We start from the raw sequence: 16,107 nt of genomic DNA, 5'->3' as shown, positions 1-16,107 counted from the left end.
ATAATCGGGAATATTGAAATGACCACTATTACCAAGCGTCAGGCAACATCGGACGAGTTGGCAAGCTGCCAGAACTGGGAACTTTGGGAAAGCGGTAACACCGATCGTTTTGTCTATCAATACGATCAGGATGTGCAGTTCATCGTGCAAAGCGGTGAAGCCGTGATCCACAGCCCGACCAACCCACCGGTGGCGATCGCCCCGGGGACCCATGTGACCATCCGTAAAGGCGTTGACGGTGACTGGGCCATCGCTTCTGCGATCGTCAATCGCTACCAGTATCTGTAACACCCAAGCCAGAGGGGTTGCCGTTCATTCAGCCTGGTGGATTGGGGGAGCGGCGCTGCGTGCGCGAGAGCTGCAAGTTACTGACGGCTTGTTTCTAACTTCCATATAAAAAGTCCATGAGCGCTGCTCCTTCGCAGCCGCTCATCTCGACGTTTCTATGACTGCCCCACGTAGTGAAGGGCGGTGTCGGCGGCCGTCTATTCGATCGCCCGCAGCGCGCTGCCCAAGGAAAAACAGATGAACAACAATACTGTTTCGATCGAAGATGTATCACTGAGCCGCTTTCACCAGCTACTGACGCTCCGGGCCTGGTCAGGCTCACTGGTGGCAGGTTATGTGCTGAGTATCGTCGGCGTGGTAATGTTGCAGATGTCATCGACACTGCAACTGGATGCGTTCTGGGAGGGGATGATTGCCGCCTCTGCCCTGATAGGTATTTTCCTGGGTGGTTTCATCGGTGGTTGGCTGACAGACCTGCTGGGCCGGCGCTGCATGTTCCTGGTAGCGCCGGCGCTGTTCGTGGTGGCTTCGCTGGGGCATATGTGGACGGACTCCGCTGCTCTGACCTTCGTGTTGCGGCTGCTGATCGGTATCGCAGTCGGCTTCGAATATCCGGTGGCATCCTCGCTACTGGTCGAGTTGTTGCCCAGGCAATTGCGTGGCCCGCGCCTGGCGGCCCTGGCGTTGCTCTGGTTCATTGGCGCCGCCCTGGCCTACGTGGTGGGCGAGGTGATCCTGCGCAGCGGCCACCCCGAGGGCTGGAAGTACACCCTGGCCAGCAGCGCGGTGCTGGGCGCCATGCTCTTCGTGATGCGCCTGGGCACCCACGAATCGCCGGGCTGGTTGCTGAGCAAAGGCCGCACCGCGCAAGCCGATGCGGTCATCAAGCATATCTACGGGCCCGATTTCTCCACGGCCAACCTGCCGAAACAGGATGCGCGCGAGAAACTGCCATTGAGCAGCCTATTGCGTTCGGGCTATGGCAAACGGATGTTCTTCGTGGTCATGTTCTGGACCTGCGGGATCATTCCGGTGTTCGCCGTGTACGCATTCGCCCCCAAGGTGCTTGCTGCGCTCAACCTTACCGGGGACTACAGCTCCATCGGCTCCATCGCCATTACCCTGTTCTTCGTGGCCGGGTGTTACCTGGCGATGCGCCTGATCAATGTGCTGGGCCGCAGGAGCCTGCTGCTGTTCAGTTTCACGTTTTCCGGCCTGGCGTTGCTGGGCTTGGGCGCATTTAGCTCCAGCAGCGGCAACCTGATCCTGATGTTCTTCTCGTTGTATGCCTTGTTCATCGGCGGTGCCCAGGTGCTGACCCTGGTTTACCCCAACGAAATCTTCCCCATTGAGATGCGCTCGGTCGCTGTCGGGATCGGTACCTCGTTTTCCCGCGTGGGGGCTGCTGCCGGCACCTACCTGGTACCGATGTCACTGAACAGCATCGGCGTCGCCAACACCATGTATGCGGCTGCGTTCATCACCTTGATCGGTTTGCTGGTGACGTGGATGTATGCCCCTGAAACAAAGTCGCTGAGCCTGGAAGAGGCTGCTGCGCTGTGATCGGCCGGCCCCACACAGCGTTGGGGGCCACTTCGCAGATCGTTGTCAAAACCGCTAGGAGACATTCATGCAAGCACTAGGTACACAGAAACTCTACATCGACGGTGGGTATGTGGACGCCAGCACTGGGGCCACTTTCGAAGCCATCAATCCGGCAACGGGGGAGGTGATTGCCCGGGTACAACGCGCGGGCGTAGCGGACGTCGAACGTGCGGTCGAAAGTGCTCGACGTGGGCAGAAGGTCTGGGCGGCGATGACTGCCATGCAGCGCTCCCGCGTGCTGCGCCGCGCGGTCGAGATCCTGCGCGAGCGCAATGACGAACTGGCCATGCTGGAGACCCTCGACACCGGCAAAGCGTATTCTGAGACGCGGCATGTCGATATCGTCACCGGCGCCGACGTGCTCGAATATTACGCCGGCCTTGCCGTGGCCATCGAGGGTGAGCAGATCCCGCTGCGCGATACCTCGTTCGTCTACACCCGACGCGAGCCGTTGGGCGTCACAGCAGGTATCGGTGCTTGGAACTACCCGATCCAGATCGCCCTGTGGAAATCCGCCCCAGCGCTGGCGGCCGGCAACGCGATGATTTTCAAGCCGAGCGAGGTCACCTCGCTGACCACCTTGAAACTGGCGGAAATCTTCACCGAGGCAGGGCTGCCGGCCGGAGTGTTCAACGTGCTTACCGGCAGCGGACGAGAAATCGGCACCGCCCTTACCGAGCACCCGGCTATCGAGAAAATCTCCTTCACCGGCGGTACCAGCACAGGCAAGCAAGTCATGGCCAGTGCATCGGCATCCACCCTCAAGGAAGTGACCATGGAACTGGGCGGCAAGTCGCCGCTGCTCATCTTCAGCGATGCCGACCTCGACAAGGCGGCTGACATCGCGATGATGGCCAACTTCTACAGTTCGGGTCAGGTCTGCACCAACGGTACCCGGGTCTTCGTGCCTGCGGCGCTGCAGGCTGCATTCGAGGCGAAGATCGTCGAGCGCGTCGCGCGTATCCGAGTTGGCGATCCGGTCGATGAAAACACCAACTTCGGCCCGCTGGTGAGCTTCCAGCACATGGAAAGCGTGCTGGCTCATATCGAGCAAGGCAAGGCCGAGGGCGCACGCTTGCTCTGCGGTGGCAGCCGCCTGGAGGAGGGTGCATTTGCCAAGGGCGCATACGTAGCGCCTACCGTGTTCACCGATTGCCATGACGACATGGTCATTGTGCGTGAGGAAATATTCGGCCCAGTCATGAGCATCCTCACCTACGACACCGAAGAAGAAGTGATCCGCCGTGCCAACGATACCGAGTACGGCCTCGCCGCTGGTGTGGTCAGCGAAAACCTGGCGAGGGCGCACCGGGTGATTCACCAGCTCGAGGCGGGTATCTGCTGGATCAATGCATGGGGCGAGTCGCCCGCACAGATGCCGGTTGGGGGCTATAAACAGTCGGGGGTCGGTCGAGAAAATGGCATCGCTTCGCTGGCTCAGTACACGCGCATCAAGTCCATCCAGGTCGAGCTGGGCGACTATAGCTCGGTATTCTGAGATCCTCGAAGCCACGGCCTGGGTGTCCTCGTCAGGCTCGGCAGGCCGTGGCCACGGGTGAGTCGCTACGCCGGCACATGCCTGCGGAGTTCGTCGGCGAAAAACGCCACTGCAGGATTGCATTCGCCAGGGTGCTGACGCAGTTCGATGGTCACATTCCCCAGCGCAGGCAGCCCATTGGCCGGGCCATCCAGAATCTGCCAGGTCGGTTTGGTCAGAGGGGCTGAAGTGGCCGCAATTGCCAGGCCACTGTCCACTGCTAGCTGCACGCCCGCTACCCCCGTGCATTCAAACGCAATATCGTAGTCGAGCTGGCAGCCACTGAGCGCAGAAAGGATTTGCCGTCGATAGCCGCAGCCGTGGGGATAGAGTGCCAGTGGGATCGGTACGTTGGTGTCCACCTTGAACCCGGCTGCGCTGACCCATTGCAGGTGGTCACAGCGCAATATCTCGCCATGACCATCGGCAACGCGTTGGGTGACCAATGCCAGGTCGAGTTCGCCTTCCTCTAGTGCAGTGAACAGGTTGTGGCTGATGTCGTTGCGAATCTTGAGGTTGACCTTCGGATACCGTTGCGTGAACTCCTTGAGCACCGGAGGCAGGAAGGCGCCAGCGTAGTCATCGGGAATGCCGAACCTGATGCTGCCGCAGACTTCCCCCTTTATGAAAAAATCCAGCGCCTCGTCGCTGAGGGCGAGCATCTTGCGTGCGTACTGCAGCATGTTTTCGCCGTGACGGGTCAACACGGCAACCTGGTGCCCGCGCTCGATCAGCCGTTGGCCTACCAGCTCCTCGAGTTTTTTCAGCTGGATGCTGACTGCCCCTTGGGTCTTGTTCAGGCGCTGCGAGGCAACCGAAATGTTCTTGCACTCGGCGATTATCTTGAAGCTGTAGAGCAACGCAAGGTCCAGATGGCGCACGACACTTTCCTCTTGGCAGAGATGACCGAAATACCGCATTTCGGTAGCCCTTGGGCGCATTAGGCGAGCTTGCCTGGACCTTGTCAAATGCCATGCCGCCGTTGGCATAGCGATTCGCGACCCAGGTGTGTGGCTTAAATTTTTTTAATGACAGGCTTATTTTTTATTCGATACCCAGCCCCCCTGACCTTGGATAAATTCAGTTGCCGCCTCATCAAGCGATCACCGCCTCAATCGCCATGAGCAGCCGGTCTGGAAGCCTTTACCACCCTCAGGAGCACCTTCTGCTTCACCCTATGCACCGGCTGGGTCGAAACCTACAAAGCCAATAAGCCAGCCTTTGCTTAATCATCAAATCTGCCAGAAATAAGACTACAAGAATGGAGATGTCCGATGATCACGATCAAACAGGGTCTCAATAGAGCCCGCCTGTTGCTGGCCGGCCTGGCCTTGGCCGTCACCAGTACCGTTAGCCACGCAGAAGGAACCAGACCTATCGTGGTTGGCTGGGTCAACTGGGCCGATGCTGAAATCACCACGAAACTTGCCAAACTTGCACTGGAAGATCAGCTGAAACAACCCGTGAAACTGGTGATGGCTGATATCGGTATTCAGTTCCAAGCGCTCTCGGCCGGCAAGGTCGACATTATTCCCATGGCGTGGCTGACCTACAGCCACAAGCCATTCTGGGAGAAGTACAAGAATAAACTCGAAGACCTCGGCGTGCTCTACGAAGGGCGGCTGGGGCTGGCGGTGCCGACCAGCATTCCCGTCAGTGAAGTCGCCAGCATCGAAGACTTGAACAAACCCGAGGTCAAGGAAAAACTGGCGGGCAAGATTCTCACCTCCGAAGTGGGTAATGGCCAATACAAGACCGCCACCCGGGCAATCGAAGCCTACAAGCTGGAAGGTTACAAGCTTGTCGCTTCCTCTGAGACCGGCATGCTCAACGAGTTCGAGCGCAATCTCAAGCGTGACCAGTGGACGCTGTTGAACGCCTGGAGCCCTCACTGGATGTTCTCCACCTGGTCGTTGCGCTACCTGGATGACCCCAAGGAAGTGTTCGGCAAAGCTGAGCAGATCCATGCGGTCGGCCGTAAGGGCTTCAGCCGGGACTTCCCTGAGGTGGCCAACTTCTTCGCGCACTTCACCCTGCCAGTGAAAGACCTGGAAACGATGATGAAACAGGCGCGGGCAACCTCGGCCGATGAAGTCGTCGCGCAGTACTACGCCGCGCACAAAGACACCATCGCCGACATGTTCAAGGAAGACGCTGCGCGCACGGCCCAGCAGCCCTGAACCTCGGGTTACCTCCAGCAAGGGCCGTGGTGCGCTGATCGGCCCTTTTCGATCGTTTAATCGCCGCTGCCCATCGGGCGGACGGCGGGTGTGCTAGATCAGAGCCACTCTTGATCGTGACCGAGGCGCGATTTGATCGACTATCAGAAGGCTAGCGCGCGGTTTGCCAGCACGCTCAGTAGAATTGACCAGCGTTTTGCTTGATTCTCGAATTGGCTTGCCATTACCACTCCTATCGATTGGTTCGCGCAAGGGAGGCACGTCGTACCTCCCTGCCACAGCCTCATTCATTCAGCTCGCAACGGAGCCATCAGCAGTTGCCTGCCTGGCCAGGTTCGATGGCATCGAGCCGTGCTGACGCCGGATACTCGCCAGGGGTACAGCTACCAGTAGCAGGGTTAGCACCACAGTGACCGCGATGCCCCAGGCTGCCAGGGTGAAACCACCCACCGCAATCAACCCGCCGGAAATGGCTGGGCCCACCGCCAACCCGAGGCTGAGGAAGCTGCCGGCGGCAGCCACCACGCGGCCCTCGCGGTCCAGCGCTGCAGCCAGCCCGGTGAGGTAGCTGAGGGCGTAGAAGTAGGTGATGCAGATGGTCATCACCCCGGCGGTGTAGAGGGTCTTGGAGTGCTCGCCCAGCACGTAGCTGAGGCTGGTTGCGCCGGTCAGCAGAATCGCCAGGATCACTGGCGTGCTCATGCCGAAACGCTTGCCGACCATGGCTGCGATCAGTGGCCCGATCAGGCCGACGAACGACTGGAACGACAACAGCGCCCCCAGTTCATCGCCGCTGTAGCCGACCATGGTGCCGATCCGCTCGACGAAAGCCCAGCCCATGGTGTCGCGGGCCTGGAACACCAACATCGCCAGCATCATGCAGATCGCTGGCAGGCTCAGCAGGATATTGCCTGCCCCTGGTTGGCCGGCTGGCGCCTGGGGGGAAGGTTCGGCAACCGGTGCGCGCTGCACCATCGCCGGTATGGCCAGCAGCATCACCGCCATGGTCGCCGCCATCGCGTAGTACAGGCCGTGCAGGCCTTGAGCGGCCATGACCTTGGCGTAACCCAGCATCACCACGATCATCAGCACCACCGACAGCACGTTCATATGCCCAGCGACCCGGTCCGGGTGCTTGGCGCTGGACACGGCGGCGTTGCCGCAGGCCAGCGCCAGGCCGGCGCCAATACCCGCAATACAGCGTACTGCTGCAAGTGCATAGAGGCTGTCGACATTGGCGCTGATCAGGTTGGCGGCAATCGCCAGGAGGGTACCGGCCAGCGCCAAGGTACGCCGAGGTGCGCGGCCCATGAACGGGGCGACCAGCAGGGAGGCGAGCATGGTGAAGCCGAACTCGGCCGACATCAGCAGCCCGGCCTGGGCTTCGTTGAGTTGCAAATCGTACGGGTTACTGCTGGCTTTCGTCGACCGGGGTGCCGTCGTCGTACTGCGACAGCCAGCTGACCATGGCATCGCGGTAGCGGGTGAAGCCCTTGTAGTCGACCAGTTCCTGGTCCAGGTCGCGGATTACCCGGTGCATGCGCTTGGCCCACTGCGGTGCGAATTCGGCCAGCTCTTGCAGGCTGATCAGATAGGTGCGCACCGGGAACAGCACGGCGTTGCTGCGCGGCAGGCGATGCAGCGGTTGCAGTTCGATGCGCAGGTTGACCAGCTCGCCGGCGTTTTCGGCGGTCACGGTGGTGCGTTCCGGGGCCCAGTCAGGCAGGGTCTCGGCGGAGGTTTCCAGGCGCGGGTTGACGGTGATCGACCAGTTGGTGCGGCGCACCGGGTGGCCTGGGCGCAGGCGCAGGAGGAACTTCAGCGCCCGTTGCAGGATGCCCATTTCATGCAGTTTGGGCACCGGGCCGTGAAACTCCATGAAGCTCATGCCGAGGTTGAAACGCAGCGAATAGTCGGCGCGCTGGGTGGCCATGCCGGCGCCCATCACCAGGGTGTCGTCACGCTCTTCGAGCAGAATGAACTCGCCCTGGGCCTGGCGGGTGATGTATTCCATCGGCTCCATTGGCAGGGTGCTGGCGTCGCCGAAGGTGAAGGTCTGGTCGATCTGCAGCGGGCGGTTGATCCAGTGCCATTGGCTGCCTTGTTTCTCCAGGGTGAAGTGCTCGGGGTAGTCGCGCGAGTACGATTCCATCAGCAGCTCCAGCAGGTCCCACTGGGCTTCCATCATGTGCGGCAGGGCGGCGTAGTGCACGCCCGGCTGGCTGTCGAGGGTGTGCGCACGGTGGTGGCATTCGGAGATGTAGTGCTCGTCGATGTCGAACTGCCCGCGCAGCGCGCCTGTGCCGAACGGCACGTGGGGCTCGACGTTCATCGAGTACATGTACTGGTCTTCCGGATACGGGAAGGGCAGGCGCAGCACAGCTTCGCGGCTGTTCTTGTAGGTGTGGCCCTGGCCTGCGTCGGCGTAGGTCTCGATCGGCTTGAATACGGTCATGTGCTGTTTCCTGTTTCAGAGGTCTACGACCAGGCGGCTGCAGTTGGCGCGGGACACGCAGGGCATGAATTTGCGCTTGCTCAGCTTGTCTTCCTCGCTGAGCCAGTCATCGCGATGGGGGTTTACGCCCTGATCGTGGTGGCGCTCGGCTGGTTGTTCCCCAAGATCCCGACGGCATTTTTGCCCGGTGAGGATCAGGGCACGATGTTCGTTCAGGTCCAGATGCCGACCAACACCAGCGCGGCACGCACGCAAGTGGTGCTTAACGAGGTCCGTGACTACCTGCTTCAGGAAGAAAGCGGGCTGATCGACTCCGCGTACACGGTGAACGGCTTCAACTTTGCCGGCCGGGGCCAAAGTTCGGGAATGCTGTTCATCGGGCTCAAGCCGTGGGAGGAACGCGTGGGCGCCGATGACACCACCATCTTCGCCCTGGCCCAGCGCCTGCAGGCGCGAGCCTCGCGGATCAAGGATGGCACCGTGATCGCCATTGTCCCGCCAGCGATCCTGGAACTGGGCAATGCCATGGGCTTCGATTTCTATCTGCAGGACCGCGTGGGCCTGGGGCATGAGAAGTTGATCGCTGCACGCGACCAGTTCCTGCAGCTCGCTGCAGCCGACCCGGTGCTGGCCAACGTTCGTCCCAATGGCATGAACGATGAGCCGCAGTATCAGATCGTCATCGATAAAGAAAAGGCCCGTGCGCTGCAGGTGAGCATCAGCGACATCAACAACACGATGAGCAGCGCATGGGGGGCGTCGTATATCAACGACTTCATCCTGGTCGCCAGGAAGGCGGGGAGCGGCTTGCCTAAACCCACCCGGTTTCAGGTCAGCACAGATGAACGAAAACAAGATCCATGATGTAGCCATCGTCGGTTACGGCCCTGTCGGGCAGACCCTCGCCATCCTCCTGGGGCGCATGGGTTATGACGTTGCCGTGTACGAACGCTGGCAATCCCTTTATCCACTGCCGCGCGCGGTGTTCCACGACCACGAGATCCGTCGTGTCTTTCGCATGATGGGGCTGGAAGACGAACTGCAGAAGATCTCCCAGCCATCGGCTTGCTATCAGTGGTTCAATGCCGACTGGAAGGTGCTGGTGGAAATCGACTGGTCCGCCGAGTCGATCAGCGACGGCCCCTTCGGTTACCTGTTCAATCAACCAGGTCTGGAGGCCATTCTCGACCGTACCGCCAAGAGCATTGGCAACGTCGAGGTGCACCAAGGCTGGGAAGTACTGACGCTGGACCAGGACAGCCACGGTTGCGAGCTGCGTATGCAGCGAACCCAGCGCGATGGCCAGGCGCAACCCAGCGAGGAACGCCAGGTCAAGGCACGCTATGTGATCGGTGCCGATGGCGCCAACAGCCTGATCCGCCGCCAATGCGGCATCGAGTGGCAGGATCTGGGCTTCCAGGAAGACTGGCTGGTAGTCGACCTGCAACCCAAGCCAGGCGTGCAACTGGATGTGCCGGACATTGGCCAGTGGTGCAACCCGGCGCGGCCGACCACCATGGTGCCTGGCGGGCCAGGCTATCGCCGTTGGGAGTTCATGCGCCTGCCGCACGAAACCCTGGACGACCTGCAAAGCGAAGACAAAGTCTGGGCGTTGCTCGCGCCCTGGGTCAGCCCGGATACCGCCACCCTGGTGCGTCATGCCGTCTATCAGTTCCGCTCGCGCATCGCCCAGACCTGGCGCCATGGCCGAGTGCTGCTGGCCGGCGACGCCGCGCACCTGATGCCGCCTTTCATGGGGCAGGGGATGTGCTCGGGGATTCGCGACGCCTGGAACCTTTCCTGGCGCCTCGACCTCATCTTCAAGGGCTTGTGCACCGACAGCTTGCTGGACAGCTACACCCTGGAGCGCAAGCCGCAGATCCGGGCTGTGATCGATGCCTCGGTGGAGATGGGCAAGGTGGTCTGCGTGGCCGACCCGCAAAAGGCGACCGAGCGCGATGCTGCGTTTCTTGCCGGAGAGGTGCCACCATTGCCGCCGTTCCCCGGCCTGAGCGGTGGTGCAGTGTTCAAGGAGCTGCCCAGCGGTAGCCCGGCCGGATCTGCCGGCTGCCTGGGTGTACATGGTGAGATCGAGCACGATGGCAGTAACCAGCGCTACGACGATGTGTTCGGTCGCGGCTTCCACTTGCTGAGCATCGGCAGCGATCCATTGACTGGCTTGAGCCCGTCACACAAAGCTTTGCTCGAACACCTGCAGGTGAAGAACGTGCGGCTGAGCCGTGACGGTGCGCCGGGCACCTGCCGTGACCTGTCCGGCAAGTATCATCGCTTCTTCGATGAGGCCGGATTGCAGGCCGTGCTGGTACGTCCGGACTTCTACCTCTACGGCGGGGTCAGCGACCTGGGCGAGCTGCCGCAGCTGCTGGATGCGCTGGGTCGCGACCTTTGCATTCCACAGGCCAGGGGCGGAGTACCACAGCAGAAGCAACCACTGGCTGCACAGGTATAGGCCGCCGACGCCGCAGGGGCCCATCTCCTGCGGCAGCGTTGATAATGAAGGCAAGTCGCTGATCGGCGCCTTGGTGGGTGTAACGGCTATCCAGATTCCACGCGAGCTGCTTGGCGTGGTGGAGATGGCCCAGCACGAGCGCACTATGTTCCAGCGCCTCTCCACTGGCCAGAAGCGCCGCCTATTGCTGGCCCGCGCGCTGGTCCACCAGCCCCAGGCGCTGATCCTCGACGAGCCGGCCAACGGCCTGGACATGGGCGCGAGCCTGGGCATGCTCAAGCTGCTACGCACGTTCTGTGGCCCAGAACACTCGATGATCATCACCACCCATCATATTGATGAGATCATTCCGGAGATTGAGCGTGTGGTCCTGCTCGACCGGGGCGCTATCGTCGCCGACGGGCCCAAGCGCGAAGTGCTCGACAGCGCGTCTTTATCCCGTCTTTACCAGACCGAGCTGCGCATCAGTGAGCAGGATGGCTGGTACCGTTGCTGGCATGCGTGAAGCACGCCAGCCTCAATGATCCATGGAGTGAGTTTTATGAAAGCAGCCATCGTACATGCCTTCGACCAGCCCCCGCGCTACGGTGAGATCGATACCCCGCAGCCCAGGCCGGGCGAGGTGCTGGTGCGGGTTCGTGCCGCTGCGCTCAGCCAGTTGGTGCGCGCACAGGCAAGTGGCAAGCACTACAGTAGCGGCAAGACATTGCCGTTGGTACCAGGCGCGGACGGCGTCGGCCTGCTCGAGGACGGCACCCGCGTGTACTTCGCTTTTCCGCGCGCCCCCATCGGTGCCATGGCAGAGTTCGTTGCAGTGGACGCACGCCACTGTGTCGCTGTACCCGATGACATCGATGACATCACCGCAGCTGCGATCGCTAACCCGGGGATGTCGTCCTGGGCCGCTTTGCAGGCGCGTGCCGGTTTCAAGCCAGGCGAGCGTGTATTGATCAACGGCGCCGCGGGTGCGTCTGGGCGTTTGGCTATTCAGGTCGCCAAGCACTTGGGCGCTTCGCGGATCGTGGCCACTGCACGCAATCCGGCGGTGGAGGAAGAATTGCGTGCGCTGGGGGCGAATACGTTCATTGGCCTCGATCAGCCGGCTGAGCAATTGACAGCCTTGCTGCGCGAGGAAATCCAGGGGGCAGGCATCGACATCGTTCTGGACTACCTCTGGGGCGAGCCGGCGGCCTGCATCTTGAATGCACTGGCGGGGTATGGCAGTGGCGCGGCCGCGCCCCGTCTGCGCTTCGTCAATATTGGCGCGATCGCTGGCGCGAGCTTGCCCATGAACCCCGGGGTTTTCCGCAGTTCTGGTCTGGAGATGCTTGGCAGTGGGTTGGGAAGTGTCTCGACCGAGGATTTGGTGAAGGTCGTGGGGCATTTATTGGAGGCTATAAAGCCAGGCAACATGAAAGTGGATGCGGTTGCCGTCCCGTTGAACGAAGTCGAGAAAAGCAGGGAGGGCGAGTCTACCCGTCGGGTCGTATTTGTCGTGTAGTGTTGCCGGCGATTGCATATACGGATCGGCCTCATCTCTTCTCCGGCGTCAACGACACCGGTGGTGGTGCTGGTGGGTGAGGCGCGCAGTCAAGACCGTGACCTGCCGCTGACAAGACCGTCAACGACGGGGTCAATACCACCATTACCCTGAAATAGTGGCAATGAGGCTGCCGGGGCTCGCCCGGCAGCTTCAGGGGCCGAAGACGTCCTCGACCCATTCCCCGGGCGTGGCCAACAACCGGCGTGCCAGCTCCAGCCAGGCTTTGGCGGCGAAAGAAAGCTGGCCGTCACGGCGCCATGCCAGTGATACCTTCCAGATCAATGCGGGCGACTGGATCCGGGCGATGGTGAAGCTGTCGGCATCCAGGGTGTCGCAGAAGACCTTGGGCAGCAGCGTCACGCCGACGCCCAGATTCACCAGTGACGCCATGAAGTCCCACTGGCCGCTGCGCCCGCTCACACGGGGGGTGAAGCCGGCCTCGTTGCAAGCATTGGTGACCAGGTCGTTTAGAGCGAAGGAATCGCCATAGAGAATGAACTCGCTTTCCGACAGCTCGTTGAGCGCCACCTGGGTGCGTCCTTGCCAGGGTGAGTCCTTGGGGGCCAACAGGCACAACGGGGAGATGAACAGCGGCAGCGAGTCGAACTCCTGCCACAGGTCGTCGGCACCGGAGAAGTCCAGCAGGGTGCCCAGCTCCAACGCACCGTCGCGCAAGTAACTCAGGGTGGCATTGCTGCCGATCTCGAAAAGCTTGAGCTCGATGTTCGGGTAGAGCGTGTGGTAGGCGGCAAGCACGGGCGCCAGTATCGAGTGGGTGGAGGGCGACAGGCCCATCCGCAGCACGCCGCGCTCGATCTTCTGCAGGTCGCTGACCTCGAGCACCATCCGGTCCTGCAGGGCCAGGATCTCCCGGGCGCGCTGATAGACGATCTGCCCGGCATCGGTGACGGTGAAGCGCTTGCCTTCCCGCGCCAGCAGGGTGACGCCGAAACCTTGCTCCAGCAGTTGCACCATCTTGCTCACGGTCGGCTGGGTCAGGTGAAGGTGCGCCGCCGCCTTGGTGAAACTCTTCTGGTTCACCACCTCCACGTAGTAGCGCAGGGCTCGGATATCCATGTGCATTCCATTATTGAATGATTTTGATAATTTTAATTCATTTTTTCTTTTAAAGTGCACTGGATAGTATGGACTTAAACCATTCAGCCTAACTCAGGAACTCCCCCCCACGATGTCCTCTTCATCTCCTTTGCCCGGCCTTGCCCGCCGCGGGCAGTGGCTCAGGTCAGGCAGCCAGGTACTGTTGTTGATACTGCTTTGGTACGTGGCCGACCGAGCGGCGTCGATGCTCGACCTGCCGGTCTCCGGCGGGATCCTGGGCCTGGCCATGTTGGTGGTGCTGCTGTTGACCGGGCTGGTCAAGCCCCGCTGGATCGAAGGCGGCGCGGAACTGATCCTGGCCAACATGCTGCTCTACTTCATCCCGTTGGTGGTGTCAGTGGTGCAGTACAAGGACCTGTTCGAAACCGTGGGCATCAAATTGTTCGTCGCCATCGGCACGGGCTTCCTGGCGGTGATGCTGGTCACCGCGCTGGTCGTCGAGGGGGTTTGCCAACTGATCCGCAAGCAGCATTTCAGGAAAGTGCTGCAAGTACGCAAGGAGCGGGCGCTGCTCGGCGGCGATCGATAACCATGAAAGATTCCATCGCTTCGCTGTTCTTCCTGTTCGCGACCATCGCCGTGTTCTACGGTAATCAAGCGGTCTACAAGCGGCATCAGCGCCCCTGGCTGACCCCGGCGATCCCCACCTCGATCCTGTTGATTGCCTTGGTACAAGGCACATCGACCAGTTACCCGATGTACTTCAAGGATACCCAGTGGCTGGTCTGGCTGCTTGGCCCCGCGACCGTCGCTTTCGCGCTGCCGATCTACCAGAACCGCAGGATCATCCGCCAGTACTGGATGGCGCTGGTCGCCGGCAGTGTCGTGAGCATCGTCGTCTCGGTGTGGGCCACGCTGCTCGTGGCCAGGGCACTGAGCCTCGATGAGCAGATCACCCGCAGCCTGCTGTCGCGCTCGGTGTCCACGCCTTTCGCCCTGGAGTCCACCGCCCACCTCGGGGGCACGGCTCAGCTGACCGGCGTGTTCGTGGTCATCACCGGCCTGTTCGGCATCGTCCTCGGGGAAGTGGTGCTCACCCTGATCCCGTTACGCACCCGGTTTGCCAAAGGGGCGCCGTTGGGCAGTGCCGCCCACGGGTTCGGGCTGAGCGTCGCGCGGGGGTTGGGGCGTGAGGAGGGGGCCGTTGCCAGCCTGACGATGATCTTCAGCGGGGTGCTCATGGTGTTGTGTTCACCCTTGATTGCCAGGCTCGTTGCCTGATCGATCTCAGCCCGGCATCTATCGAGATTTGTGCCCTGTGTGCAGATCAGTAGTGCAAGAAACATGGCTTGTTGCATGTAGTGCAAGGTGCGACCTTTGGTGCAGTGCAATCATAGAAGTGCATCTAGATATCTCTTGTCGGTGCTTGATGGCATGATGATGCCCATCACTTCCATCGTTCATGCGTTGAATGATGATTGTCGCAATAGCTGAGCAGGAAATGCCCGCTTGATGCAGCCTCTTTCTCAACCCCAAGGCCTGATTTTCGATCTTGAGGTGTTGCCGCCCAAGAACAATGAACCTGCCCGAATCATGATAGTCGGTGCCCTTCGGCCTGACTCGGGGGCGCAGCTGGAGATGAAGGTTTCTGGAAACCCGTCCCTGGCCTTGCAGTTGTTGGATGCACTGTCTGAAGGGGCTAGCTTCGTACTCGGCCACAATGTTATCGACCACGATCTGCCTATCCTGCGCGAACATGTGCCCGGCATGGCTTTGCATGCTCTGCCGGTCATCGACACGTTGCGTCTGTCGCCACTGGCGTTCCCACAAAACCCGTATCACCGGCTGATCTAGGATTACAAGCTTATCCGTGACAGCCTGAACTCGCCGTTGTCCGACTGCCGCTCGACGTTGGTTCTTTTTCAGGATCAACGCCAGGCCTTCACGCAGTTGAACGAGACCAACCAGATGGAGCTTCTCTGCTATCAGGCGTTGCTAGCGCCGAGTATGAAGGGAGACCTGGGAGTCTTCTTCGCATCCTTGACTGGGCAGTCTCCGGTATCTGTACCCGAGCTCAAAATGCTGGTTCCGCAATTGCTGCAAGAGACGCATCCTTTTTGGCTTCCCGGATTTTCGTTACGAGCGGCCAGGGGAGAGTCTTCAGCACGACATTGTGCTGGCCGGTATGCGTGGCCAGCACGTATTGGCCATCCTGGCGCGCAGATCGGCTGTTTTACCGCGACGGCCAAGCCCGATGTGCTTGCGGACATCCAGAGCCACTTCAGGGAAAGCCTGGGCATTGAATTCAAGGTGTTCCCTGGAGGGAACGAGCGAACCAAACAGGGCGGTTGGCAGGATCTGAAAGGGTGGTCATTCCTTGGCGAAGATCGTTGGCTTTGGTGACGTGCGGCGCGTATTGGCGAGCAAGTTCCTGGAACTGTTGGTCGGTAAGCTACCGGCAGGATTGCGTGGCGCGGATCTGCTGGTCGAAACGAGTTTTGGCGAATTGCTCCGGGTGATCGAAAGTGACCTCGAACTGCCGCATCTGATCCCGCCTAACAGGCGCCGCAAGGTGATTGAGCATGTCCTGCTCTATTTGCATCGGCAGGACATTTTGACCCTCAACCACGGCATGACGGTCATGCGCTGGGCTATGACCATCGAGGTCAAGAAGGAAGACAAGCGCAAGACCTTCCTCAAGGAGGACTACTTGCGACTCGACGAGCACTACCGCGAGAAGCTCATTCAGGTTCATGTGATGCGTGAATATGCGGAAGTGGCGCTAAAGGAGATGGCTGAGGCGTTGCGCCTGGTGCTGAATTACTTCACCGACTCCAAGCAGGCGTTCATCAAGCGGCATTTTAATGGGCGGGAGGACGTGCTCAAGCTGGCGACCAGCGAGGAGTCATGGAAATCGATCATCGAGTCGCTGAGCACCACTCAGAACGTGGGGTATGACGCGAGTCGAAC

12 protein-coding genes and 3 pseudogenes are annotated in these 16,107 nt (G+C 60.7%); 11 read left to right on the top strand and 4 right to left on the bottom strand.

What is annotated here, in order from left to right:
• The first annotated feature begins 18 nt into the window (after positions 1-18).
• The 3 genes from IAE37_RS01095 to betB all read left to right on the top strand — a co-directional run bounded on the left by IAE37_RS01095 (position 19) and on the right by betB (position 3,391).
• Positions 19-288 (top strand): hypothetical protein, encoded by a 270-nt coding sequence (locus tag IAE37_RS01095; RefSeq protein WP_201167537.1) that lies wholly within the window; start codon positions 19-21, stop codon positions 286-288.
• 237 nt (positions 289-525) lie between these two features.
• Entirely contained in the window at positions 526-1,851 is a 1,326-nt protein-coding gene (locus IAE37_RS01090) for an MFS transporter (protein ID WP_201167533.1), read from the top strand.
• A gap of 67 nt (positions 1,852-1,918) precedes the next feature.
• The gene (betB, locus tag IAE37_RS01085; protein WP_201167531.1) at positions 1,919-3,391 is read left to right on the top strand and encodes a betaine-aldehyde dehydrogenase; all 1,473 of its coding nucleotides are present in this window, start codon (positions 1,919-1,921) and stop codon (positions 3,389-3,391) included.
• 65 nt (positions 3,392-3,456) lie between these two features.
• On the opposite strand, the gene IAE37_RS01080 is transcribed toward betB, so the two are convergent.
• On the bottom strand, positions 3,457-4,311 hold the full coding sequence (locus IAE37_RS01080; RefSeq protein WP_201167523.1) for a LysR substrate-binding domain-containing protein: 855 nt from the start codon (positions 4,309-4,311) through the stop codon (positions 3,457-3,459).
• Between the two features lie 393 nt (positions 4,312-4,704).
• Here IAE37_RS01080 and IAE37_RS01075 point away from each other — a divergent pair, with 393 nt between their 5' ends.
• The gene (locus tag IAE37_RS01075) at positions 4,705-5,610 is read left to right on the top strand and encodes a glycine betaine ABC transporter substrate-binding protein (protein ID WP_201167520.1); all 906 of its coding nucleotides are present in this window, start codon (positions 4,705-4,707) and stop codon (positions 5,608-5,610) included.
• 291 nt (positions 5,611-5,901) lie between these two features.
• Here the strand turns inward: IAE37_RS01075 and IAE37_RS01070 are convergent, their stop codons facing one another.
• Together IAE37_RS01070 and IAE37_RS01065 are read right to left on the bottom strand one after the other, a co-directional pair.
• Complete coding sequence (locus IAE37_RS01070; protein WP_236409716.1) at positions 5,902-7,008, bottom strand: MFS transporter; 1,107 nt, start codon at positions 7,006-7,008, stop codon at positions 5,902-5,904.
• 10 nt (positions 7,009-7,018) lie between these two features.
• A complete protein-coding gene (locus tag IAE37_RS01065) occupies positions 7,019-8,065 on the bottom strand; it encodes a heme-dependent oxidative N-demethylase family protein (protein WP_201167516.1) in 1,047 nt (348 codons plus the stop codon).
• 123 nt (positions 8,066-8,188) lie between these two features.
• Between IAE37_RS01065 and IAE37_RS01060 the strand changes: the two are divergent.
• From IAE37_RS01060 to IAE37_RS01045, 4 genes and pseudogenes are all read left to right on the top strand, one after another.
• Positions 8,189-8,845 (top strand): annotated as a pseudogene (locus tag IAE37_RS01060) (efflux RND transporter permease subunit); the annotation flags it as partial.
• Between the two features lie 61 nt (positions 8,846-8,906).
• On the top strand, positions 8,907-10,535 hold the full coding sequence (gene mhpA, locus IAE37_RS01055; protein WP_201167513.1) for a bifunctional 3-(3-hydroxy-phenyl)propionate/3-hydroxycinnamic acid hydroxylase MhpA: 1,629 nt from the start codon (positions 8,907-8,909) through the stop codon (positions 10,533-10,535).
• A gap of 100 nt (positions 10,536-10,635) precedes the next feature.
• A pseudogene (locus IAE37_RS01050) lies at positions 10,636-11,040 on the top strand (ATP-binding cassette domain-containing protein); the annotation flags it as partial.
• Positions 11,041-11,076: 36 nt separating this feature from the next.
• Entirely contained in the window at positions 11,077-12,036 is a 960-nt protein-coding gene (locus tag IAE37_RS01045) for a quinone oxidoreductase family protein (protein WP_201167510.1), read from the top strand.
• Between the two features lie 192 nt (positions 12,037-12,228).
• On the opposite strand, the gene IAE37_RS01040 is transcribed toward IAE37_RS01045, so the two are convergent.
• A complete protein-coding gene (locus tag IAE37_RS01040) occupies positions 12,229-13,155 on the bottom strand; it encodes a LysR family transcriptional regulator (protein WP_201167507.1) in 927 nt (308 codons plus the stop codon).
• 187 nt (positions 13,156-13,342) lie between these two features.
• Here IAE37_RS01040 and IAE37_RS01035 point away from each other — a divergent pair, with 187 nt between their 5' ends.
• The 3 genes and pseudogenes from IAE37_RS01035 to IAE37_RS01025 all read left to right on the top strand — a co-directional run.
• Complete coding sequence (locus tag IAE37_RS01035; RefSeq protein WP_201167504.1) at positions 13,343-13,726, top strand: CidA/LrgA family protein; 384 nt, start codon at positions 13,343-13,345, stop codon at positions 13,724-13,726.
• A 2-nt stretch (positions 13,727-13,728) separates the two neighbouring features.
• Complete coding sequence (locus tag IAE37_RS01030; protein ID WP_201167501.1) at positions 13,729-14,418, top strand: LrgB family protein; 690 nt, start codon at positions 13,729-13,731, stop codon at positions 14,416-14,418.
• A gap of 231 nt (positions 14,419-14,649) precedes the next feature.
• Positions 14,650-16,087 (top strand): annotated as a pseudogene (locus IAE37_RS01025) (hypothetical protein); the annotation flags it as partial.
• Positions 16,088-16,107 lie beyond the last annotated feature (20 nt).

The organism is Pseudomonas sp. S31, assembly GCF_016648105.1.
Classification (GTDB): Bacteria; Pseudomonadota; Gammaproteobacteria; order Pseudomonadales; family Pseudomonadaceae; genus Aquipseudomonas.
This window is presented reverse-complemented; position numbering and strand designations above follow the sequence as displayed.

Coding starts and splice junctions, on each gene's coding strand:
- IAE37_RS01095 (WP_201167537.1), top strand. CDS start 19: ATGACCACTATTACCAAGCGTCAGGCAACATCGGACGAGTTGGCAAGC.
- IAE37_RS01090 (WP_201167533.1), top strand. CDS start 526: ATGAACAACAATACTGTTTCGATCGAAGATGTATCACTGAGCCGCTTT.
- betB (WP_201167531.1), top strand. CDS start 1,919: ATGCAAGCACTAGGTACACAGAAACTCTACATCGACGGTGGGTATGTG.
- IAE37_RS01075 (WP_201167520.1), top strand. CDS start 4,705: ATGATCACGATCAAACAGGGTCTCAATAGAGCCCGCCTGTTGCTGGCC.
- IAE37_RS01065 (WP_201167516.1), bottom strand. CDS start 8,065: ATGACCGTATTCAAGCCGATCGAGACCTACGCCGACGCAGGCCAGGGC.
- mhpA (WP_201167513.1), top strand. CDS start 8,907: ATGAACGAAAACAAGATCCATGATGTAGCCATCGTCGGTTACGGCCCT.
- IAE37_RS01045 (WP_201167510.1), top strand. CDS start 11,077: ATGAAAGCAGCCATCGTACATGCCTTCGACCAGCCCCCGCGCTACGGT.
- IAE37_RS01040 (WP_201167507.1), bottom strand. CDS start 13,155: ATGGATATCCGAGCCCTGCGCTACTACGTGGAGGTGGTGAACCAGAAG.
- IAE37_RS01030 (WP_201167501.1), top strand. CDS start 13,729: ATGAAAGATTCCATCGCTTCGCTGTTCTTCCTGTTCGCGACCATCGCC.